This window comes from Bacillus pfraonensis, from assembly GCF_050768835.1.
Lineage (GTDB): Bacteria > Bacillota > Bacilli > Bacillales > Bacillaceae_G > Bacillus_A > Bacillus_A pfraonensis.
In genome coordinates, this window is record NZ_JAHCDO010000043.1 from 1 (window position 1) to 21,634 (window position 21,634).

21 protein-coding genes are annotated in these 21,634 nt (G+C 37.1%); 15 read left to right on the forward strand and 6 right to left on the reverse strand.

All coding sequences use genetic code 11. The features are described from left to right. Positions 1 to 168: 168 nt before the first annotated feature. Positions 169 to 648, reverse strand: coding sequence for a GAF domain-containing protein (locus KFD70_RS26150; protein ID WP_336450388.1), 480 nt, complete (start codon positions 646 to 648; stop codon positions 169 to 171). A 149-nt stretch (positions 649 to 797) separates the two neighbouring features. Here KFD70_RS26150 and refZ point away from each other — a divergent pair, with 149 nt between their 5' ends. Beyond that, complete coding sequence (refZ, locus tag KFD70_RS26155) at positions 798 to 1,436, forward strand: forespore capture DNA-binding protein RefZ (protein WP_336450387.1); 639 nt, start codon at positions 798 to 800, stop codon at positions 1,434 to 1,436. Between the two features lie 46 nt (positions 1,437 to 1,482). On the opposite strand, the gene KFD70_RS26160 is transcribed toward refZ, so the two are convergent. After that, positions 1,483 to 2,427, reverse strand: a complete 945-nt coding sequence (locus tag KFD70_RS26160) for a DMT family transporter (RefSeq protein WP_336450386.1) — start codon at positions 2,425 to 2,427, stop codon at positions 1,483 to 1,485. Positions 2,428 to 2,565: 138 nt separating this feature from the next. Here KFD70_RS26160 and KFD70_RS26165 point away from each other — a divergent pair, with 138 nt between their 5' ends. The 8 genes from KFD70_RS26165 (at position 2,566) to KFD70_RS26200 (ending at position 12,236) form a co-directional block, all read left to right on the forward strand. After that, a complete protein-coding gene (locus tag KFD70_RS26165; RefSeq protein ID WP_336450631.1) occupies positions 2,566 to 3,393 on the forward strand; it encodes a LysR family transcriptional regulator in 828 nt (275 codons plus the stop codon). Between the two features lie 232 nt (positions 3,394 to 3,625). Then, complete coding sequence (gene ezrA / locus KFD70_RS26170; protein ID WP_336450385.1) at positions 3,626 to 5,335, forward strand: septation ring formation regulator EzrA; 1,710 nt, start codon at positions 3,626 to 3,628, stop codon at positions 5,333 to 5,335. Positions 5,336 to 5,544: 209 nt separating this feature from the next. Then, positions 5,545 to 6,687 (forward strand): cysteine desulfurase family protein, encoded by a 1,143-nt coding sequence (locus tag KFD70_RS26175; RefSeq protein ID WP_336450384.1) that lies wholly within the window; start codon positions 5,545 to 5,547, stop codon positions 6,685 to 6,687. Positions 6,688 to 6,693: 6 nt separating this feature from the next. Further along, positions 6,694 to 7,905, forward strand: coding sequence for a tRNA uracil 4-sulfurtransferase ThiI (gene thiI / locus KFD70_RS26180; protein ID WP_336450383.1), 1,212 nt, complete (start codon positions 6,694 to 6,696; stop codon positions 7,903 to 7,905). Between the two features lie 79 nt (positions 7,906 to 7,984). Then, the gene (locus KFD70_RS26185; RefSeq protein ID WP_017153881.1) at positions 7,985 to 8,182 is read left to right on the forward strand and encodes an alpha/beta-type small acid-soluble spore protein; all 198 of its coding nucleotides are present in this window, start codon (positions 7,985 to 7,987) and stop codon (positions 8,180 to 8,182) included. A 153-nt stretch (positions 8,183 to 8,335) separates the two neighbouring features. Further along, the gene (gene mbcS, locus KFD70_RS26190; protein WP_336450382.1) at positions 8,336 to 9,922 is read left to right on the forward strand and encodes an acyl-CoA synthetase MbcS; all 1,587 of its coding nucleotides are present in this window, start codon (positions 8,336 to 8,338) and stop codon (positions 9,920 to 9,922) included. Between the two features lie 232 nt (positions 9,923 to 10,154). Next, positions 10,155 to 10,586: a VOC family protein gene (locus KFD70_RS26195; RefSeq protein WP_336450381.1), complete on the forward strand. Its 432-nt coding sequence runs from the start codon at positions 10,155 to 10,157 to the stop codon at positions 10,584 to 10,586. A gap of 87 nt (positions 10,587 to 10,673) precedes the next feature. Further along, complete coding sequence (locus tag KFD70_RS26200) at positions 10,674 to 12,236, forward strand: amidohydrolase (protein ID WP_336450380.1); 1,563 nt, start codon at positions 10,674 to 10,676, stop codon at positions 12,234 to 12,236. An 82-nt stretch (positions 12,237 to 12,318) separates the two neighbouring features. On the opposite strand, the gene KFD70_RS26205 is transcribed toward KFD70_RS26200, so the two are convergent. After that, positions 12,319 to 13,122 (reverse strand): NAD kinase, encoded by an 804-nt coding sequence (locus tag KFD70_RS26205; RefSeq protein WP_431613469.1) that lies wholly within the window; start codon positions 13,120 to 13,122, stop codon positions 12,319 to 12,321. 191 nt (positions 13,123 to 13,313) lie between these two features. Here KFD70_RS26205 and KFD70_RS26210 point away from each other — a divergent pair, with 191 nt between their 5' ends. The 5 genes from KFD70_RS26210 (at position 13,314) to ackA (ending at position 17,816) form a co-directional block, all read left to right on the forward strand. Next, entirely contained in the window at positions 13,314 to 13,952 is a 639-nt protein-coding gene (locus KFD70_RS26210; RefSeq protein WP_336450378.1) for a DUF2953 domain-containing protein, read from the forward strand. 9 nt (positions 13,953 to 13,961) lie between these two features. Next, positions 13,962 to 14,357, forward strand: coding sequence for a GerW family sporulation protein (gene ytfJ, locus KFD70_RS26215; protein WP_336450377.1), 396 nt, complete (start codon positions 13,962 to 13,964; stop codon positions 14,355 to 14,357). Positions 14,358 to 14,491: 134 nt separating this feature from the next. Next, complete coding sequence (gene tpx, locus KFD70_RS26220; protein ID WP_174101724.1) at positions 14,492 to 14,992, forward strand: thiol peroxidase; 501 nt, start codon at positions 14,492 to 14,494, stop codon at positions 14,990 to 14,992. 347 nt (positions 14,993 to 15,339) lie between these two features. After that, a complete protein-coding gene (locus KFD70_RS26225; protein WP_336450376.1) occupies positions 15,340 to 16,329 on the forward strand; it encodes a class I SAM-dependent methyltransferase in 990 nt (329 codons plus the stop codon). A 293-nt stretch (positions 16,330 to 16,622) separates the two neighbouring features. Beyond that, entirely contained in the window at positions 16,623 to 17,816 is a 1,194-nt protein-coding gene (gene ackA / locus KFD70_RS26230; protein ID WP_336450375.1) for an acetate kinase, read from the forward strand. A gap of 22 nt (positions 17,817 to 17,838) precedes the next feature. On the opposite strand, the gene KFD70_RS26235 is transcribed toward ackA, so the two are convergent. Next, positions 17,839 to 18,264 (reverse strand): NUDIX hydrolase, encoded by a 426-nt coding sequence (locus KFD70_RS26235; protein WP_336450374.1) that lies wholly within the window; start codon positions 18,262 to 18,264, stop codon positions 17,839 to 17,841. A 109-nt stretch (positions 18,265 to 18,373) separates the two neighbouring features. Between KFD70_RS26235 and KFD70_RS26240 the strand changes: the two genes are divergently transcribed. After that, complete coding sequence (locus KFD70_RS26240; protein WP_336450373.1) at positions 18,374 to 19,207, forward strand: EcsC family protein; 834 nt, start codon at positions 18,374 to 18,376, stop codon at positions 19,205 to 19,207. Between the two features lie 29 nt (positions 19,208 to 19,236). Here KFD70_RS26240 and KFD70_RS26245 read toward each other — a convergent pair whose 3' ends face one another. Together KFD70_RS26245 and KFD70_RS26250 are read right to left on the reverse strand one after the other, a co-directional pair. Next, positions 19,237 to 19,887: a YitT family protein gene (locus KFD70_RS26245; RefSeq protein WP_017153894.1), complete on the reverse strand. Its 651-nt coding sequence runs from the start codon at positions 19,885 to 19,887 to the stop codon at positions 19,237 to 19,239. 933 nt (positions 19,888 to 20,820) lie between these two features. Further along, a partial coding sequence (locus KFD70_RS26250; RefSeq protein ID WP_431613470.1) for a C39 family peptidase occupies positions 20,821 to 21,634 on the reverse strand: 814 nt, incomplete at its 5' end.

A 21,634-nucleotide genomic window follows, 5' to 3' on the forward strand; every position in this document is an offset into this window, starting at 1 on the left:
TCATCCCCCCACTGATTATCAGCTCTCACCAATCGGGTCTTTACGGGCAGTTTTTCTTCCACCTAACTTCTTTGCTCCCGCCGAATTTTGAGGTGGGAGTATTACTGCCCTAAAGTAGCGGGATAAAAAAATGAGCCATCGATCTATGAGATTGATGGCTCTCATCTTTTACATATGTTTTAAGAGCGTTTCCACAAATTTTTCTAAGTAGTGTTGATCTACTTCGTCGAAGCGATTTTTTTCAGGACTATCGATATCTAATACACCAATGACGTTGTCTTCTTTGATAATCGGTACAACGATTTCAGAGTTAGATGCGCTATCACAAGCGATATGTCCTGGGAATTGATGAACATCAGCAACAAGCTGCGTTGTTTTTGTTTCCGCTGCTGAGCCGCAAACGCCGCGTCCAAATGGGATGCGCACGCACGCAGGCATTCCTTGAAAAGGCCCAAGTACAAGTTGATTTCCTTCTGTTACATAAAAACCAACCCAGTTAATGCGCTCTAAAAATTGATTAAGTAGTGCGGAGGCATTTGCTAAATTTGCGACTACATTTGATTCGCCCGTTAACAATGCATCGAGTTGTTTGATTACTGTTTCGTACTGCTGCTCACGTGATCCTGCATAACTTTCTTTTGTAAACATGGAAACGTCATCCTTTCTATCGAGAAATGTAAAATCATAGCAAAATACGCTGTATTTCATATGACTTTGTCGATAGAAAATTAAAGGAATTTGTCTTAAAAGTCAAGAAATTTAGACTATAGCTGTTCAGAGTGAGAGGAAGTGAGCGCATGAAGCAGACGAAACAAAAGGTAATTGATGCGGCAATTTCATTGTTTAATACGAAAGGGTACGATGGAACATCGGTGCGAGATATTGCAAAGCGGGCGGATGTGAATGTGGCTAATATTTCATATTATTTTGCTGGAAAGCAAGGTTTATTAGAACAGCTTATAACGGATTTTTTAGAAGGATATATCGAGGTAATTGAGAGGTCGTTTGAACAAAGAGAGTACTTGCCAGCTAAAGAAGTGATAAATCAAATTGTACGAGGGATTTTGCGTTATCAGTTTGAACATAGGGAACTTACGCGATTCTTTTATAGAGAGCTCTCCCTTGATACAACGTTAATTCGAGAAGTGATGACGGTTTATTTTTCTAAAGAAAGATATTATATAGAGCAAATTATTAAGCAGGGACAAATGCAGCAGGAGTTTCAGAAGGTTTCTTTTACAATGTTTATGACGCAATTAAAGGGCATGATGAATATGCCGTATTTATATCCGCAGTATATATCAGAGGTGCTACATTCGTTTCCATCAGAAACATTCTTTTTGGAGATGTATACGAAAGAAGTAGAGCAATGGATGGAACAAAAATTATGTGTAACACATATGTATTATCCTCTGCCGCGAGCGGTTCATATGTAAAATACCCCCGCCATATTGTAGGTGGGGATATTTTATGGCGTATTTTTCAAGAAGTGATTTCTTCTTGTATACGCTCTCGTTTTCGTTGCCATAAGTTGTTGCATAGTAAAGCGATAATTGTAATGATCGCTCCTATTACTTCAATTCTTTCAACTTGATAGCCACGAAAAATGGATCCTATTAGTGCGAGCACAGGGACTAAATTCATAAATAAGATGCCGTTAATAGATGAAATAAGGCGATTGCCCATGTTCCAGCAAAAGACTGCAACCACACCAGCAATAATAGACATATACAATAGTTCAAATCGCACTGTAGCGATCGTATGGAATGTAGGTATAGAAATCACTTTCAAATATGTTAGTACAGTAACAGTAAGAACTAACGAAATAGATCCAAATAAACAGGTGAGTGTTGTATAACGAAGTGGCGACCAAGTTGGAAAATGAGAGCCGCCGTTTGTGTAAACAACCCAGCAAAAAACGCCAGAGAGCATAAATATGTTTGTTGAGATATGGCTTGCTGCTCCAAATAACATATGAATATTGCCTTTTGAAATAACAAGTAGCACGCCTATAAGCGCACAAAACATACAAAGGAATGTATAGTTTTGTGGTTTTTTATTTTGTAAGCCCCATTGTAATAGTAAGGCAAGTAAAGGCATAAGAGACTGAATCATGGCTGCGTGAATTGCACCTGAAGGTCCTGCTAATTGTTGTCCATAAAAAACAAGAAATCCGTATCCGGCAAAACCGACTGTACCATAAAATAACAAATATAAAGCTTGTTTTTCTAAATGGAAAGCACGTTTCCCTTCAATTATGAAGAGAAGAACGGTAAAAACGATAGCTGCCGATCCGTAACGAAAAGTAGTGAAAAAGAATGGGTCTATAAATTCCAGAGCGCTGGCCATAACCGGAAACATAAAGCCCCAAGCTGTTACAGCAAGTAAGCATAAAAGAGAACCAAATAGTATTTGTTTTTTATCCAAGAGTATCTTTCTCCTTCTTCTTTCGATATAGTAAGTTCATAAAAATAAGCACGAGATGAGTATAACGTTCATTTTTTGCAGACAGGAAATATTGATTTGTTATAGGGGTTATAACTTTTGGTTAGAGGTGTATATGAGATGGATTTAGAAGCGGTACAATCGTTTATTGAGGTGAAACATACGAGAAGTTTATCAAAAGCAAGTAAACGTCTGCATATTTCACAGCCAGCTCTCAGTAAACAAATTCAAAGATTAGAGGCAGGCTTAGAAGTAAAGTTATTAAAACGGTCCACGCAAGGAGTGGAACTAACAGAGGCTGGTAAACTATTTATAAAACGGATTGAGCCGATTATAGAACAAATAAATAGTATGAAGAGAGAGCTGAAAGAGTATCAAGAAAAGAAAAAGATTTCAATTGGGGTATTGCCCAGTTTGGCTGCTCATTACATATCAAAATGTAAGAGTGTATTAGAAACATATGAAGTAGATTGGAAAATTGAACATACGAAAGTATTAATGGAATTATTTCGGGAGCGAAAAATTGATGCAATGTTAATTGATTCGGAAGTGGAAGAGGCTAAATTTGTTAAAGAAATAAACAGAGAGAATATTGTGTGTGTTGTTTCGAATGAACATGCTTATAAAGATGAACGTACAATTCAAATACAGGATTTACAGTATGAAAAACTCATTATTTATCCGGAAATTTGTGATATTAGAAACATGATTATGACAACGTTTAAAGGAATGGGAATTCAGCCCACTATCGCAGTAGAAACATCATACGCTGAACCAATGCTTGCCATGGTTCGAGCTGGTCTTGGCGTTACGTTATTGCCAGAAATTGCGGTAAATCAGGCAGTGAAAGATGGGATTAGCGTTATACAAGTGGAACCAGCGTTAACGAGAGCGATTTATTTTATATCGCATAGAGAAGAGATGTCTTTATTACAGGTGTTACAGTGAATATTTGTAAATGTATGAAAGAAAATCCATAATTTTTTTGGGAGCGATATTACCGATACAACAAAAGAAACATGAAATTTTAAAAAAAACTAGGTCAAAAACACGTCATTACATGGTATGATTAGTACATTGTCAGTTGTTAAATATAGGGGATTCCCCTTTTATACATAATGCCTTCCATTTCATAAACGGAACGGACAAAAAAAGAGATATAAGTAGGAGGCTATTTTGCATGGATTCTATTCTAACGATCGTTATCATTGTAGTAAGCTCTATTTTAGTGCTGCTCATGATAGAGCTCGTGATAAGAAATCGTTTATATAAAGATATTGAAGCAGTTGAGCAGTGGAAACAAGAAATAAAAGATAAACCTGTTGCAGATGAATTGAAACGGGTAAAGGATTTAAATATGACTGGACAAACAGAAGAACTGTTTGGAAAGTGGCGTGAAGAATGGGATGAAATTGTTACAAACCTTCTGCCAAAAGCTGATAAAACATTAGAAAGCGCCCAAAAATCAGCCTCACAATTTTCCTTCCGAAAAGCAAAGCGTTTGATGAGTGAATCCATTCGTGATTTAGATGAAGCAGATAACCGCATTACGGAGATGTTAAATGAATTGCAACAATTGCTAGAGAGCTATGAGAAAAATAGTTCGGAAATTGAAGATTTACGTGATACATATCGTAGTATGAAAAAGAGCGTACTCGCTCATCGTCATATGTTTGGACAATCTGAACAGAAAATTGAAGAGTTACTTGATATAGAACAGGCAAAATTTCAAGAATTTGACGAGGCAACAGCGAACGGTGATTATTTAAAGGCGCGTGACATTGTAAAAAGCTTAGAAGATGGATTAGCGAACTTAGAAATGATCATCCATGAAGTTCCGGATTTATTAGTGGAGTGTCAAGCGACATTACCAGTGCAATTAGATGATTTATTACAAGGTCATGATGATATGAAAAGACAAGGATATGTATTGAATCATTTAGAAATCCCTAAAGAAGTACGAGAAATGAACAAACAACTACAAACATGTCTGATTGATCTGGAAGAGCTTCATATAACAGAAGCAAATGAGAAAATAGAAGGATTAAAAAAGCGTCTGGATACGTTGTATGATCAATTAGAACAAGAAGTACATGCGAAGCATTATGTAGAGAAAAAGTCAGTTACTGTTTATGAAGATTTAGAGGAAATTCATGAAAAAGCAATTGAGACAAAATCCGAAACGCAATTTGTGAAACAAAGTTATCAATTGCAAGATAAAGACATTGAGTCACAAAAGTTGATTGAAAAACAAATGCATATTTTAATGAAACGCTTTGAAGTATTACAGCTACGCATTGCGGAGCAAGACATCGCCTTCTCTGTTATTCGTGAAGAACTGGAAGAGATTTATGAGCAATGTGAAACATTGAAGGTACTTCATGTAGAATATAAAGAGATGCTCCAAACGATGCGTAAGGAAGAGTTTGAAGCACGTGAAAAATTACAAGAAATGCGCCATATGATTGTAGAAGCAAAACGCTTTATGCAAAAGTCTAATTTACCAGGTCTTCCACAAATCATTATGGAAGATTTACAAAGAGGACAAGAGGCAATGCAAAGTGTTTATGGACAGTTAGAATTAAAACCGCTAAATATGCATGCTGTAAATAGCATGTTAGAAGAAGCATATACAATCGTAAACGGTGTATTTGAAAAGACGCAGGAGTTAATTGGACAGGCGCATTTAGTAGAAAAGCTAATCCAATATGGTAATCGCTATCGCAGTCATGATACTGATTTGGCGCAAAGCTTAGAAAATGCAGAGAGATTATTCCGTGAATATGAATATGATGCAGCTTTAGAACAAGCAGCTTCTGTTTTAGAACAACTTGAGCCTGGTGTGGTCCAAAAAATTGCTGAATTTGTTGATAATGAACAAACCCCTTGATGAAAAAGGGGTTTGTTTTTTGCGCTGGATTTGTGTAAATTCTCGGATGATATTGCTATAATGAATAGCGGAATACAGCAGTGTTTTTCGTTTTAAAATATAAAAGTATACTTTTATATTTTAAAATGGAACCTTTGAGTATGTTTAGCGTAATTGCATGTATTTGTGATATGATTATATGATGTGACAGCGCTGAAAGGGGAAGAACGATGATCTATTTTGATAATAGTGCGACGACGAAACCATATCCAGAAGTCCTTCAATCTTATGTAACGGTTGCGGGGAAATATTTTGGGAACCCTTCTTCTATTCATTCGCTCGGGGGAGAAGCAGAGCGTTTATTAACACAATCGAGGACGATTGCAGCGCAGCTCCTTCATGTTAAGCCTTCTGAAATTATTTTTACATCAGGTGGGACGGAAGGAAATAACCTTGCGATTAAAGGAATAGCGATGAGGAATCGCTCTCGTGGCAAGCATATTATTACAACAAATATTGAACACGCGTCTGTGTTTGAAGCATATAAACAATTAGAAGGCCTCGGCTTTGATGTTACTTATTTACCTGTAAACGAACATGGCATTGTATCAGTAGAAAATGTAAAACGAGCACTTCGTGAGGATACAATCCTTGTTTCTATGATCCATGTGAATAATGAAACAGGGGCGATTCAACCTGTTTCTGAAGTAGGGAAATTGTTAGCGAACTATCCGAAAATAAGATTCCATGTAGACCACGTGCAAGGTATCGGAAAAGTGCCACTTGATCTATATGCTTCTCATATTGATCTTTGTTCGATATCTGGACATAAATTTCATAGCGTAAAGGGAACAGGACTTTTATATGTGCGCGATGGTGTAAGATTAGATCCGATTTTATCAGGTGGTCAGCAGGAACTTCGTTATCGTTCAGGTACAGAGAACTTACCTGGTATTGTTGCGATGGTCAAGGCGTTACGTATGACAATGGAACATATGAGTGAAAAGTATGACCACTTACAAAAGTTACAAGCAGAACTCGTACGTTTTTTCGAAGGAATGGAAGATGTAACAATTAATACATCGCTTGCATATTCGGCACCGCACATTTTAAATGTGTCATTCGTTGGTTTAAAACCAGAAGTAGTGGTTCATGCTCTAGAAGAACGTGACGTATATGTATCAACAAAATCAGCTTGTTCTTCAAAAGCAAATGAAGTAAGTCGTGTGTTAGTATCAATGGGTGTGCCGCATGCTGCCGCAGCAAGTGCGATTCGCATCAGTTTAGCACCTGAAAATACGATGGAAGAAGTAACACAATTTGAAGGCATTATAAAAGAAACATTGCCAAAATTATACGAAGTGATGAGGTAAAGAAACATGATGAAATATGAATATATTTTAGTTCGTTATGGTGAAATGACGACAAAAGGAAAAAATCGTTCCAAGTTTGTAAACACGTTAAAAGATAACGTGAAATTTAAATTAAAGAAATTCCCAAACATCAAAATTGATGCGACACATGACCGCATGTACATTCAGTTAAATGGTGAAGATCACGAGGCGATTGCAGAGAGATTACAAAATGTGTTTGGTATTCACAAGTTTAACTTAGCAATGAAAGTGCCATCAGAATTAGAAGAAATTAAAAAAGGTGCGCTTGCTGCTTTCTTACAAGTAAAAGGCGATGTAAAAACATTTAAAATTACAGTACACCGTTCTTATAAACATTTTCCGATGCAAACGATGGAGTTACTTCCGGAGATTGGCGGTTACATTTTAGACAATACAGAAGACATCACAGTGGATGTTCATAATCCAGATGTGAATGTTCGCGTAGAAATTCGTAGTGGTTATAGCTATATTATGTGTGATGAGCGTATGGGAGCAGGCGGATTACCAGTTGGTGTTGGTGGAAAAGTAATGGTACTTCTTTCTGGCGGAATCGATAGTCCAGTAGCTGCTTTCTTAACAATGAAGCGCGGTGTATCAGTGGAGGCAGTTCACTTCCATAGTCCACCATTCACAAGTGAGCGTGCGAAGCAAAAAGTAATTGATTTAGCACAAGAGTTAACGAAGTATTGCAAACGTTTGACGCTTCATCTTGTTCCATTTACTGAAGTACAAAAAACAATTAATAAAGAAATTCCATCTAGCTACTCTATGACAGTTATGCGCCGTATGATGATGCGTATTACTGAACGTATTGCAGAAGAGCGTAATGCACTTGCAATTACAACGGGTGAAAGTCTTGGACAAGTAGCGAGCCAAACGTTGGATAGTATGCACACGATTAATGAAGTTACAAACTATCCAGTCATTCGTCCGCTTATTACGATGGACAAACTAGAAATTATTAAAATTGCAAATGAAATTGGAACATATGATATTTCAATTCGTCCATATGAAGACTGCTGTACAGTATTCACACCAGCAAGTCCAGCGACAAAACCGAAGCGTGAAAAAGCAAATCGCTTCGAATCAAAATATGACTTCACACCACTTATTGAAGCCGCTGTTGCTAATACAGAAAAAATGGTATTACAAACAGTAGAAGTGGCTGAAGAAGAGCAATTTGAAGATCTTTTCTAAAACCATAAATTACCATATCTAAAAATGTATGAAGTCATATGGTTTATCACACTCTATACTCACAAGGAGGTGATACTATATGGCACGAAGCACAAATAAATTAGCGGTTCCTGGTGCTGAATCAGCATTAGACCAAATGAAATACGAAATCGCTCAAGAGTTCGGTGTTCAACTTGGAGCTGATTCAACATCTCGCGCTAACGGATCTGTTGGTGGCGAAATTACAAAACGTCTAGTTTCACTAGCTGAACAACAATTAGGCGGTTTCCACAAATAATCCCATATACGATGGCTTAGAAGGAGCGGGTTTTCCCGCTCCTTCTTTTTGTCGACAAGTAATTAAAAAATTTGTCAAAAGAAGTAGGTTTAAAATTTACTGAAAATTCTTTATTATAGAAGGGAGGCATAGAGAAAAAGGAGGATGATTATTATGAAGAGGGAAGAATTATTAGCACCACCATCTTATAACTTAGTTGCAGAGATAGAGAAATATACAAATGACGAGCAGAAACTTGCTTTAATTTGGCAGGATGATGAAGGAAATAGACGTGAGGTTACATACTGTGAATTGATAAAAGGAGCGAATAAAATTGGAAACGCTTTTATAAAGAGTGGGTTGCAAAAAGGAGACAAGCTTCTCATTATGATGCCACGCTTAATTGAAGCATATATGACGTATATTGCCGCAATTAAAGCGGGGTTTGTAGTCATTCCAAGTTCAGAAATGCTTCGCAAAAAAGATATTGAATATCGTATTCAGCATGGAGAAGTAAAAGCAATTGTCAGTCATGAACCGTATATTCAGCAATTTGAAGGTGTAGAGATGGTAGAGTCTCTTCAAAAATTCGTATTGAGCGAGCAGTCGGTAGATGGTTGGATCAATTTAAAAGACGCATTAGAAACAGAAAGTGATGAATTAGCAATCGCAAAGACAGACCGAGAAGATATGGTCTTTTTATCTTATACATCCGGGACGACTGGAAATCCAAAGGGCGTTGTTCATACACATGCTTGGGGCTACGCACATTTGCGTACAAGCGCTCCGAATTGGCTTGGAATAGAAGAGAATGATGTTGTATGGGCAACGGCTAGTCCAGGTTGGCAAAAATGGATTTGGAGTCCTTTTTTAGCGACGCTCGGTTCAGGGGCGACAGGGTTTGTATATCATGGTAAATTCGAACCGAAAACATATTTACAGTTATTAGATGATAATAAAGTGAATGTGCTTTGTTGTACACCGACAGAATATCGTTTAATGGCAAAAGTAGAGAACTTGCAGCAGTATAATTTAGAAGCGTTACATAGTGCGGTATCAGCAGGAGAGCCGCTGAACCGAGAGGTAATAGAAACATTCCAAAATCATTTTAATGTTACAGTCCGGGATGGTTATGGACAAACAGAAAATACTTTACTCGTTGGCGTTATGAAAGGGATGGAAATTAAGCCAGGATCGATGGGGAAACCGACGCCAGGTAATCATGTCGACATTGTAAATGAAGAAGGACAACCTGTATCTGTTGGAGAAGTAGGAGATATTGCTGTTCATATTGAAACACCAGCACTCTTTAAACAATATTATAAAGATGATGAGCGAACAGCGATGCAATTCCGTGGTGATTATTATATTACAGGTGATAAAGCGAAAAAAGATGAAGAAGGGTATTTTTGGTTTGAGGGTCGCGGTGATGATATTATCATTAGCTCTGGTTACACAATTGGCCCATTTGAAGTCGAAGATGCGCTTGTGAAACATCCGTATGTAAGAGAATGTGCTGTTGTGGCAAGTCCAGATGAAATTCGTGGAAGTGTCGTAAAGGCATTTATCGTCTTAAGGGACAATGTGCAAGAAAAAGAAGAATCATTAATACCTATACTCCAAGAACATGTCAAAGAATTAACAGCACCATATAAATACCCTCGTAAAATTGAATTTGTAGAAGAACTACCAAAAACAATTTCCGGAAAAATTAGACGCGTTGAACTTAGAAAACAAGAAATGGGGCTTGCATCAAAGTAAGACAGATATTGCGAATATAGAAAAATATCTAAATCTTGATGAGGAAAGAGCATCTCCATTTTCGATTATAGATTTTGCAACAGCGTTTACTTGGTAAAAGAGACAGAATATTTCAACTGAGTTGTTGCGTACACATGAAATATGTGATATTCTTATCAAGAACGTATGTTCTATATGTGTTTGAATATGACTATGTAATGCTTGACCAAAAAATTAAAAAGAGGTGCCTTTTATGATTTTAGGTATTAACCCGTATTTAGTTTTGGATGGTAATGGACAAGAAGCGGTGAAGTTTTATGAACATGCATTAGATGCAAAGGTTGAAATCATGCAAACGTTTGGAGAAATGCCTGAAACTCCAGGATTTACTGTTCCAGATGAGGTGAAAGATCGCGTTTTACATGCGCATTTAAAAGTTGGGAATACAGACCTGATGATTTCAGATACATTCCCAGGTAAACCATACGAAATTGGATCACAAGTAACGGTGGCCATTAGATTGAGTGATGCAGAGAAGGCAAAAGAAGTATTTGGAAAATTGCAAGATGGCGGTGAAGTCATTATGCCAATTCAAGAAACTTTCTGGAGCCCGGCATATGGACAGGTGAAAGATAAATTTAACGTAGAATGGCAAGTGTCAACAATCCCTGCTAATCAGGATTAGTTTTTGGAAAAGCACCATGTGATACAAATGGTGCTTTTTTTCTACGTTTTGATTTCGTAGACTAGAAAGAAAAAGGGGGATGAGATGATGGGAGAGATATGGTACGGCGGAAATATCTATACGATGAACAAAGAAAATGAAACAGTCGAGGCGGTTTATATTGAAAATGGAAAGATCGTCGATTTAGGAAATAAAAAGGACTTAGAAAGTCGATATCCATTTGAAAAGTTACACGATCTAAAAGGAAGAACGATGATCCCAGGTCTTGTGGATAGTCATATGCACCTTATTGGGCATGGAGAGAGGTTGCTTCGATTAGATTTATCAAGTTGTACATCTTATAAGGAAGTACTCGATCTTGTTAAGGAAAGGATAGAAGAGGTACCAGTAGGTTCATGGATTATTGGAGAAGGATGGAACGAAAATAATTTCACAGATATTAAAAAGGTTCATGTCCTTGATTTAGATGCAATTTCGAAAGAACATCCGATTTTATTAAAACGTGTTTGTCGCCACGTTACATGGGTGAATTCTTACATATTGGAAAGAGCAAGTATAACAGCAGAAACGTCAGATACAAAAGGTGGAAAAATTGGTCGTGGAACAAAAGGTGAACTAACAGGGCTGTTGTATGAACAGGCGCAAGATTTAATCAAGCACGTTCAGCCGGAAATTAATGAAGCGTATTTACAAAGGGCACTGCAAACAGCGATTCAAGATTGCTGGAAATGCGGCCTAGTAGGAGGGCATACGGAAGACTTAAATTATTACGGCGGTTTTCAAAAAACGTATAACGCATTTTCATACGTCATAAAGGAAATGCCATTTAAAGCGCATTTATTGGTGCACCATGAAGTCGCACATGAACGAAAAGAGTATAAGAATGAGCATTATATTGAATTTGGTGCAATGAAAATCTTTTCAGATGGTTCGTTTGGTGGAAGAACAGCACTACTCAGTGAGCCATATGAAGATGCCAAGGAAACGAATGGCGTGGCAATCTTTTCTCGGGAAGAACTGGCCGAACTAGTGAGAAAAGCGCGTAATTTACATATGCCGGTTGCGATTCATACAATTGGTGATTTATCGCTTGAGTATGTGATTGATGCGCTAGAACTATACCCACCGGCAGAAGGGCTACGCGATCGTATTATTCATTGTCAGCTTGCGCGTGAAGAATTAATTGAGCGGATGAAGTCCTTGCCGGCCATCATTGATATTCAGCCTGTTTTCGTCTCATCTGATTTTCCATCAGTGATTGAAAAGTTAGGAGAGCATCGCCTTCGGTATGCGTATGCTTGGAAAACGTTACTCGGTGCCGGATTACATTGCGCAGGTGGATCAGATGCACCAATTGAACAAGTAAATCCGTTTTTAGGAATCTATAGTGCGGTAACGCGGAGAAGCTTTATTGATGGGGCATGTTACATACCTGAAGAGAAGTTATCTATATTTGAAGCGGTCTCTTTATTTACAACTGGAAGCTCCTATACGATTGGAAAAGAAAACAAACGCGGTAAAATTGTAAAAGGATATGAAGCGGATTTTACAATTATAGATCGTGACATATTTGAAGTTGAAGCAGAGGAAATAAAAAATATACAAGCTATCGCAACTGTAATAGATGGTCAAATTGTATACCAAAAATAATAGCAGCGGTTCGCTAATACACGACGTGTGAATCACAATAAAATGAGTGCCAGTAAATCTTCTGGCACTCGTTTTTTGCTGTTTATAAAAACGTTCTCTGTACTTTTTCCCAGAACGAATTATTTTTTAGTTTTACTGTTTTAATTTGTTTATCGCTTAAACGTACGACTGCTTTTTCAACTTGTTTAATGCTAAGTGCTTCGTTATCCATGCCAATAACAGGATAATCATTACCGTCTGGAATAAGTTTTAACGTTAAAGTACGTTCATGGTTTAAAATAAACGGTGATCCAAGTGTACGATATGTGTTGTTGTTTAAAGAAGCGAGTTCACTTATTTGGAAGCATGGGATGAGTGGGTCGACAACCGCGCCATGCAATGATTTATTATAAGCTGTACTTCCTGTCGGAGTAGAAATAACTAAGCCGTCCCCTCTAAATGTTTCAAAATATAAATTATCAACATGCACATCTACTACAAATGTTTTAATGATGCTAGAGCGTAAAGAAAATTCATTTAAACAATGGAAAGATGTGTCATGATCAACATCTATTTGAATTGTTGGGTATTTACGCACTTCAATTTCATTTTGTGTAATTTCTTGAAGGGCTGTATCGACATGGTCAATATGGAAATCACAGTAGAAAGAAATTTCATCTTTCGTAGAAACACCTGCATATAAGCAATCTTCTCTAAAGCCTGTTTTGCGAACGGCTTGTAGGAAGGTTCCATCATCTCCAACACTGACGATAGCGTTTGCATTTTTTGGATGATCTAATATGGTAAATCCATTTTCCTCTAAAATACGATATATTGGCTTCATTTTTTCAACAAGCGTTGCTTTGTCATCACCATAAAAGAAAAATAAATTGCGACGATCTGCCATTCTGTATCCCTCCATTGCAGTCAAATTTAGCGTTGTGCTCCATTAGAAAAACTGATGGTATGCTCAAATAGTATATTTCGATATAAAATGTCAAAATCCCTCTTTATTTTTAGAAAAATTTTTATATTCAATTTTATCACTTCTTGTTTAATCCTGCTTGAACCTGTCGATAATGGATGTGGAGTGAAAGGATGGTACGAATGAAGTGGCTTGTAATTGGAATTGGGATTCTTCTCCTGCTCGTTTTACTTATACTATTGTCGAGACTATCGCTTAAAGTGACGTTTTTATATTCAGAAATGGAGAAACAATGTTTATTTCAAGTGAAAATATGGATGATTCACTATACGTTTGATATTTTAGAAAGAATTGAAAAACAGCAAAAAAAAATCGGACAAAAAATTGAAAAAGCAGAAGAAGATGGAGGAATTGAGAATAAAATTATGGCGCAGCTTGATAGTATCGGGGAACTGATAAAAAAGCTACAAGAGATCCATACTATCATTAAAGATTTTCTTAAAAAAGTGAAAATCAATAGGTGGAAATGGCATTCACAAATTGGAACTGGGGATGCAGCTAGCACCGGAATTGTCACTGGATATGCATGGGGGACAAAAGGAATGGTCGCTGGAGTCTTGGGGCAATATACGCATGTTATTGATATACCCGAGTTTGAAATTACACCTGTGTTTCAAGGGAAAGGATTTGCATCGAAAGGCGAATTAACAGCATCCTTTCGCATATATCGTGCTACAGTGGCAGGAGTAAAAATACTGTGGTTTATGAGAAAACAAAGATCTAGTGCAGTTGAAAAATCTGCACAAGCATAGGGGGATAAAATGGATCATCCAATTCAAGGTTTAATGACAACTGCAATGCAGCATTTAAAGCAAATGACAGATGTAAATACAATTATCGGCGATCCAATTAAAGCAGCGGATGGAAGCGTCATTTTAACGGTTTCTAAAGTGAGCTTTGGATTTGCTGCTGGCGGTAGTGAATTTGGAAGAATAGAAAATACTGGCCGTCATCCGTTTGGAGGAGGTAGCGGTGGTGGAGTTTCCATTAATCCGGTTGCTTTTCTTGTTATAAATGGAAAAGGTGTAAAAGTCCTACCTTTAGATAATCAAGCACATATCATCGATAAAATGATTGAACTAGCACCACAAGCCGTCGATAAAGTGAAGGAAATGATGGAGAAGCGAAAAGGTGATGAACCAGAATTTGAAATCTAACACCGAAAAGAAGCTAATCGATTGGTTAGCTTCTTTATTTTTTTGTAAATAAAGCGATTTTATTTGCATTCTGCATGGGGACAAACTATCATTTACATTGTACATATTTTGTTTAAATAAGGGAGGATTTTTAAGTGGCAAACGTAACTTTTAAAGGTAACCCAATTACTTTAGTTGGAACAGAAGTTAAAGTTGGTGATCAAGCGCCAAATTTCCAAGTGTTAGCAAATGACTTATCTCCAGTAAGTTTAGAAACATACAAAGGTGAAGTGAAATTAATTAGTGTTGTGCCATCTATCGACACAGGTGTGTGTGATGCACAAACTCGTCGTTTTAACCAAGATGCAGCAGGTATTGAAAACACGAAAGTATTAACAATTAGTGTGGACCTACCATTTGCTCAAAAACGCTGGTGTGCAGCAAACGGCTTAGAAAACGTAGCAACACTTTCTGATCACCGTGACCTTTCATTTGGTGAAGCTTACGGCGTAGTAATGAAAGAGCTTCGTTTACTTGCTCGTGCGGTATTCGTAGTAGACAGTAACGACAAAGTAGTTTACGTAGAATACGTAAGCGAAGGCACAAGCCATCCAAACTACGAAGCGGCATTAGAAGCAGCAAAAGCGGCGAAGTAATGCTAAGGAAGGCGACCTCTTTCTAAGAGGTCGTTTTTTCTTACGTATTGTCGAACCGTTATATTGAAAAAATTGCTGATATAATCTTCATTTTGAAAAGGGGGCTCTAAAAAAGAGGTCGCTTTTTCTTTTGGGAAAAAATTAGATTACCCCGCATTAACGGGCAGTAAAGCTCCTACCTCAAGATGTAGTAACACAAAGAATCTAGTTGGGAGATAAACTGCCCGTAAATGCCCGATTGGTCACGGCTAATAATCAGTGGAGGATGAAGAAACCTCCCCACTGATTAAAGTTTCACTTTATGGTATGATATAGGTTATGTGTAATTGACTGAAGGAGGAATATATGTGAGTCAGGCAGTAGAAACATTATTTTCTATTTTTGATTCTTCTACCGTAATTTTACGTAAAGAATTGGATGTAACATATTTAGAAGCGCTTGTAGAAACAGGAGATAACTTGTTTGAAGGAGCGATTCTGCAAGAGGAATTATCTGAATCAACAATTGAACGGTTGAATCGTGAATATAGTAAATTTAATGAAGAAACATATAAAAGCGAAGAAATTCGCAAAGCGTTTCAGCTTGCCATCCTAAAAGGGATGAAAGAGGGTGTACAAGCCAATCATGAAATGACACCTGATGCAGTTGGAATGTTTATGAGCTATTTATTCCATAAATTTATGAAAGATCAAAAAGAAATCGTTGTTTTAGACCCTGCTATTGGGACAGGTAACTTAATGACGACAATCTTTAATGGTGCGCAAGAAGGTACAACGATAAGCGGATTTGGTGTAGAAGTGGATGATGTACTTGTTAGACTTGCTTTAGTGAATGCGAATTTACAAAAGCAAGCAATCGAGTTCTTCAATCAAGATGGACTAGCCCCGCTTTATATTGACCCAGTAGATGCAGTTGTTTGTGATTTACCAGTTGGGTTTTATCCAAACGAAATTGGTGCAAGTGAATATACTTTAAAAGCAGATGAAGGAATGTCTTACGCACATCACTTATTTATTGAGCAAAGTGTAAAGCATACTAAAGAAGGTGGCTATTTATTCTTCTTAGTACCTAACTTCATCTTTGAAAGTGATCAAGCTCCAAAATTACATGCATTTATTAAAGAAACAAGCTTTATTCAAGGGCTATTACAGCTCCCTGTTTCCATGTTTAAAAACGAGAAAAATGCAAAAAGTATATTTGTTCTTCAAAAGAAAGGTCCAAATGTAACGATGCCAAAGCAGGCGTTACTAGTGGAATTACCTAAGTTTTCCAATATGAAAGCGATGGAGGACATCATGGACCAATTAAATAATTGGTTTGCAACTCATAAGGCGTAAAATATGTAACAGGTGTATCTGGTGATATAGTACAGTTTTTATATCATGTGTGTTTACTTTTAATATATACAAGAGTAAACTGAATTTTTTTGAAATCTGTAATATATATTTTTTCTTGGTGTTACAATTTTTTCACTTGAAATATATGTCGTACGATGTTTAAATTAAACTCGTGAGTATAAAATTTACTGGGAATGAAACGTTTTCATCTTTGGTAAATTTAATCAGATAAAATCGAGCGGTTTGTGGTTTCATCCACACAACTACCAAGAGAAAAAGGGGCGAAAGACTAGATGTCAAAAATCATCGCGATTAATGCAGGAAGCTCTTCCTTAAAATTCCAATTATTTGAAATGCCAAGTGAAACAGTATTAACAAAAGGTTTAGTAGAACGTATCGGTTTAGAAGATAGTATCTTCACAATTACTGTGAACGGCGAAAAACAAAAGGAAATTACAAACATTCCAGATCATGCAGTAGCAGTTAATATGCTTCTTAACAAATTAACTGAAAACGGAATCGTGAAATCTCTTGATGAGATTAGTGGTATTGGCCACCGCGTTGTACACGGCGGCGAAAAGTTTGCTGATTCTGTTTTAATTACTGACCAAGTATTAGCAGATATCGAAGATTTAAGCGACTTAGCACCACTTCATAACCCAGCAAACATTGTAGGTATTAAAGCATTCCAAGAAGTACTTCCAAACGTACCAGCAGTAGCAGTATTTGATACAGCATTCCACCAAACAATGCCGGAATCTGCGTATCTTTACAGCTTACCATATGAATACTATGAGAAATACGGCATCCGTAAATACGGTTTCCACGGAACTTCTCATAAATATGTAACAGAGCGTGCGGCTGAATTATTAGGTCGTCCACTTGAAAGCTTACGTTTACTTTCTTGCCACTTAGGTAATGGTGCAAGTATTGCTGCTGTAGAAGGCGGAAAATCTATCGATACTTCTATGGGCTTTACTCCACTTGCTGGTGTAACAATGGGTACACGTTCTGGTAATATTGACCCTGCGTTAATTCCATTCATCATGGAAAAAACAGGTCAAAATGTAGAAGAAGTAGTTAACGTATTAAACAAGAAAAGTGGTATGTTAGGTCTTACTGGTTACTCTAGTGACTTACGTGACATCATCGCGAAAGAAGAAGAAGGCGACGAGCGTGCGAAAGTAGCATTAGATGTATTCGTAAGCCGTATTCATAAATACATTGGTTCTTACGCAGCTCGTATGAAAGGCGTTGATGCAATCATCTTTACAGCTGGTATTGGTGAAAACAGTGCAATCGTACGTGAGCGCGTATTAGAAGGCCTTGAATTTATGGGCGTATACTTTGATGCAAAACGCAACAACGTATTCGGTGAAGAAGCATTTATCAGCTTCCCTCACTCTCCAGTAAAAATTATCATAATTCCAACTGACGAAGAAGTTATGATTGCTCGTGACGTATTACGTCTTGGAAACATTGGTTAATATATGTAAAAAAGACAGGATCCTATAGGATCCTGTCTTTTATTTTTGCTGTGAGAAAATGCATGAGTTCATTTGGATACAAAACTTTTTCTTGCTCAAGAAATGCTATCATAGGAATCCATTTTGCATATGCATTACGTTCGCCATCTCGCACAGGAATCATTTCGTTTTCATGTAGCGATGGATCTAAAAAACGAAGAGAGTACAACTGAATGATTTCATGCCCCCCATGAAACATGTTTTCAAGGCATCCTAAGTAATCAATCACTTCTATCTGTGTCCCCAGTTCTTCTTTATATTCACGAATCACTGTTTCAGCTGATTTCTCTCCAAATTCAATAGAACCGCCGAGTGGTCTATAATATGTTTCACCTTCCGTAACATACTCTTGAACGAGAATTCGTTCGTTATGAAGTACAATTCCAAATACCTTTGCGCGTGGATACATAAATATCCCTCCTGTGTGCTGGATAAATATATGTTTAACTTATCAGATTTACAAAGAAAAACCGGAAATATGTTACAATAGAAAAAAATTGAGCGAGGTGGTTGCTACGATGCGATCAAAGCGAGAACAAGCCATTTTACAAGAGGTTAAAAACTGGGAAGGACAATTGTTAGAACAGGAGTCTACCGATTTTCAAAAGGTTTTTGATAAGTGGTTGCATACTTCAATTGCAAAAGTTCCAGAGAAAAAGCGAAAAGAGTTTTTTGCGAAAGCAGACGGATGGTTATTCCACCTTCATGCATTGATTCAAAGCTCACAATCACAGCTTGATGCGCGAAATCGTATTTTAGGAACAGCGCGGCTGTTTGATGAATCGATTGAACAACTGGAAGAATTGAAAGAATTATCTATTGATCAGTTAACATATATAGCAGAACAACAAACGGCGCGTCATCGTTTGTATTCTTTCGTACAGGGAGGAGCGACGGGAGTAGGTGGTTTGTTATTACTGACTGCTGATTTTCCTGTCATGATTGCGCTGAATGTAAAAGCTGTTCAGCTGATTGCAACGTCGTTTGGTCATGATGTGAACAAGCCTTATGAAATGATGCTCGCTTTAAAAGTATTCCATGCGGCCCTACTGCCAGCAAGACTCCAGCAATATGCTTGGTATAACTTGCTTCAGGAGTTAGAACAAGAAGATTCGTTCTTTTATGAAGGGGAAGAAGAAGTATTAAAACCGGCTTCTACAGAAGTTGTGTTAAAACAAATTTTGAAGACTTTTTCCATCTATGCGCTTCGTCGCAAACTATTCCAGGGTATTCCTGTGTTAGGGATCGCGATTGGTTCCACGGTGAATTATCGCTTAACGCGGAATGTAACAGAGTTTGCAAACAGGTTCTATCAAGTGCGTTACATATTAGAAAAAGAAAAAAGAGCATAAAAAAGCGAGAGGCAAAGGCCTTTCGCTTTTTAGTTTGTTGCATGTTTTTTTGACATTGGAATAGATACTGCTTTCTTTTCTGTTTTTGGATAGTAAATTAAATCCAATGTTTTTGCCTGAACGGCAATTGAAAGGATAGTAAAAGCAATTTCTGTCCATGTTAAATAATATAATGAAAGCGCTAGAACAATCGCGTCAAAGACGAAGAAAATTTGCCCAATTGTAAAGCGAGTTTTTTTGCTTAGTACAATTGTTAAAATATCGTCTCCACCGGTTGCACCGCCAAATCGCAATATAAAACCGAGTCCAATACCAGCTAGCGCGCCGCCTACTACTGCAGCTATCCATAAATGATTTGATAAATCTACTGTAAACGGAGAATAGTTTTCCATTAAAGAATAGAATACTCCGAATGAAATCGAGCCCATAAATGAATAACCAACCATTTTTTTACCTAAAAATGTAGCGCATAATAAAATGACAGGGATATCCATTAATACAGTTGAAATTGACGGTGAAATATCAAAAAAGTTTTGGATAAATAGTGCAATTCCTACAAAGCCACCTTCAGTTAAGTGGTTTTGGAAATGAATGTGATACAGTGCTGCTGATAAAATAAATGAACCGATTAAAACCATAAAAATTTCTTTAATAATTTGTCGACTTTGGATGTTCCTCATCGTTATTCCTTCTTTCCGTAGTTAGTAGTCCTTTTTGTGTTGTAAACTAACTACGAGCCCATGTAGCCTTCAGTTAGTTTACGTAAAACTAACTACGCTATATGTCGCTGAAGAAATAACGAATAATCCTCTCGTCCATCAATTCTCCCTACCTTCGTTTTGGTTTAAGTCTAAAAACGACTAAACAAAACTTTGAGTAGGATTTGTTATTTAGCAATCCTGCTCTCTTCTTCGTTTTGTTTAGCGAGTAACAATAAAGGCTTAAACAAAACGCTATGTGTAAGAAGAGTCTTTTCGTTGCCAAATTATCCTTCGGGCAATCATAATTTCCCCACTCTCGTATTTTTTTCGCTAGACTAAAAGATCTGAGCTGAAAAATACGCTACGTGTAAGATTCATCAATTCGATGCCACATGCTCCTTCGAGCGATCATGATATCTAAATCCTTTCTGTAAAAGATTTTATATTATTATATCATACTTTCTAAAAATGTATGTGGATGGAAACCGACAATAACAGAAGAAAAAACTACATAATTTGCAGTTTCATTGCGATTGAATTAGGATTCTTATATATTTTTGTAGAATAGTCTTGTTTGTTCAGGATTTATAAGTAATAAGTGGGTAGTGCTCATGATAGTAACGATAAGTTATACATAAGGAATAGAGGGTGGAAATAAGGCGGGATTTTGAATCATGGCAAGACAAAATTATTCATTTTGCTGCTTTGTATTGTTTGTATCTGTTTTGTCTTTAAAGAAAGCCTCCCAACTAATGACACTAAGAAAAGTGAGGACAATAATGACAAAAGCTCTCATGACTTTTATGCTCCTTTCAAAATCTATTTTTATTTATTATATGGTATAAATGAGTAAATTTACAAAATAAAAGAGATAAAATGAAATTCATTTTATCTCTTTTTTGTTTGTGTTTACTACATACTTAATGCTTTTTTCCCCATGTAATTGTAACTGCTAATAAATTTGCTTTTTGGAATTTTAGCCCCTTTGCCACGTCGAAGAGGGTCATTAATATATACATAATCATTATCATACCCAGTGACTAACACGGCGTGCATATCAAAATCCGCTTGTATCACTTTCCCTGATAAAGTTTTCCAACTTTTTGGAGATACAGGATGTGAAAAAGATGCTGTAATCCAAGTTACAACCGGTTTGCCCTGTCCTACTAAACGCTCAATTTTAGAAAAATCAGAGCCTGTTAAATTGATACCGCTGTTTGTATAACGGTCTAATACTTTTTTTAATGGGGCTGGATCAATTGAATAACCAGGAGATGCGCCTGTTACATCTCCAACAAATCCAACTGAAGGGTCTCCCCACGTTAAAATAGATCCAGCGCCTCTTATCATAGGTGTAGAATCAACAGGTAATTGTTTAGCTAATGTTAGCTTGTCTACATTATGTCCGTGATATTTTAGCATCATTGTCATGGAAACAACTTCACATCCATTACGTAGCTCAGGTAGTTGGAAAATCATCGGAGCATCTAAATACACAGACTCTTTTTTCATGACTCCATCTTCATATAAGTAATACCATTTTCCATTATCTTGAATCCATCCAGTAGCCATATCGCCGCCACTATGAAGATAGTACCAGTTAGCGCCGTCAAAATACCAACCTGTACGCATGACGCCATCGTGCTCAAGGAGATACCATTTTCCGTTCACCTTTGTCCATCCAGTAGCCATATCGCCGCCATTATGAAGATAGTACCAGTTAGCG

Coding starts and splice junctions, on each gene's coding strand:
- KFD70_RS26200 (WP_336450380.1), top strand. CDS start 10,674: ATGGGAGAGATATGGTACGGCGGAAATATCTATACGATGAACAAAGAA.
- ytfJ (WP_336450377.1), top strand. CDS start 13,962: ATGGATCATCCAATTCAAGGTTTAATGACAACTGCAATGCAGCATTTA.
- KFD70_RS26205 (WP_431613469.1), bottom strand. CDS start 13,122: ATGGCAGATCGTCGCAATTTATTTTTCTTTTATGGTGATGACAAAGCA.
- KFD70_RS26235 (WP_336450374.1), bottom strand. CDS start 18,264: ATGTATCCACGCGCAAAGGTATTTGGAATTGTACTTCATAACGAACGA.
- KFD70_RS26175 (WP_336450384.1), top strand. CDS start 5,545: ATGATCTATTTTGATAATAGTGCGACGACGAAACCATATCCAGAAGTC.
- KFD70_RS26185 (WP_017153881.1), top strand. CDS start 7,985: ATGGCACGAAGCACAAATAAATTAGCGGTTCCTGGTGCTGAATCAGCA.
- KFD70_RS26240 (WP_336450373.1), top strand. CDS start 18,374: ATGCGATCAAAGCGAGAACAAGCCATTTTACAAGAGGTTAAAAACTGG.
- thiI (WP_336450383.1), top strand. CDS start 6,694: ATGATGAAATATGAATATATTTTAGTTCGTTATGGTGAAATGACGACA.
- refZ (WP_336450387.1), top strand. CDS start 798: ATGAAGCAGACGAAACAAAAGGTAATTGATGCGGCAATTTCATTGTTT.
- ezrA (WP_336450385.1), top strand. CDS start 3,626: ATGGATTCTATTCTAACGATCGTTATCATTGTAGTAAGCTCTATTTTA.
- KFD70_RS26165 (WP_336450631.1), top strand. CDS start 2,566: ATGGATTTAGAAGCGGTACAATCGTTTATTGAGGTGAAACATACGAGA.
- mbcS (WP_336450382.1), top strand. CDS start 8,336: ATGAAGAGGGAAGAATTATTAGCACCACCATCTTATAACTTAGTTGCA.
- KFD70_RS26150 (WP_336450388.1), bottom strand. CDS start 648: ATGTTTACAAAAGAAAGTTATGCAGGATCACGTGAGCAGCAGTACGAA.
- KFD70_RS26210 (WP_336450378.1), top strand. CDS start 13,314: ATGGTACGAATGAAGTGGCTTGTAATTGGAATTGGGATTCTTCTCCTG.
- KFD70_RS26195 (WP_336450381.1), top strand. CDS start 10,155: ATGATTTTAGGTATTAACCCGTATTTAGTTTTGGATGGTAATGGACAA.
- ackA (WP_336450375.1), top strand. CDS start 16,623: ATGTCAAAAATCATCGCGATTAATGCAGGAAGCTCTTCCTTAAAATTC.
- KFD70_RS26245 (WP_017153894.1), bottom strand. CDS start 19,887: ATGAGGAACATCCAAAGTCGACAAATTATTAAAGAAATTTTTATGGTT.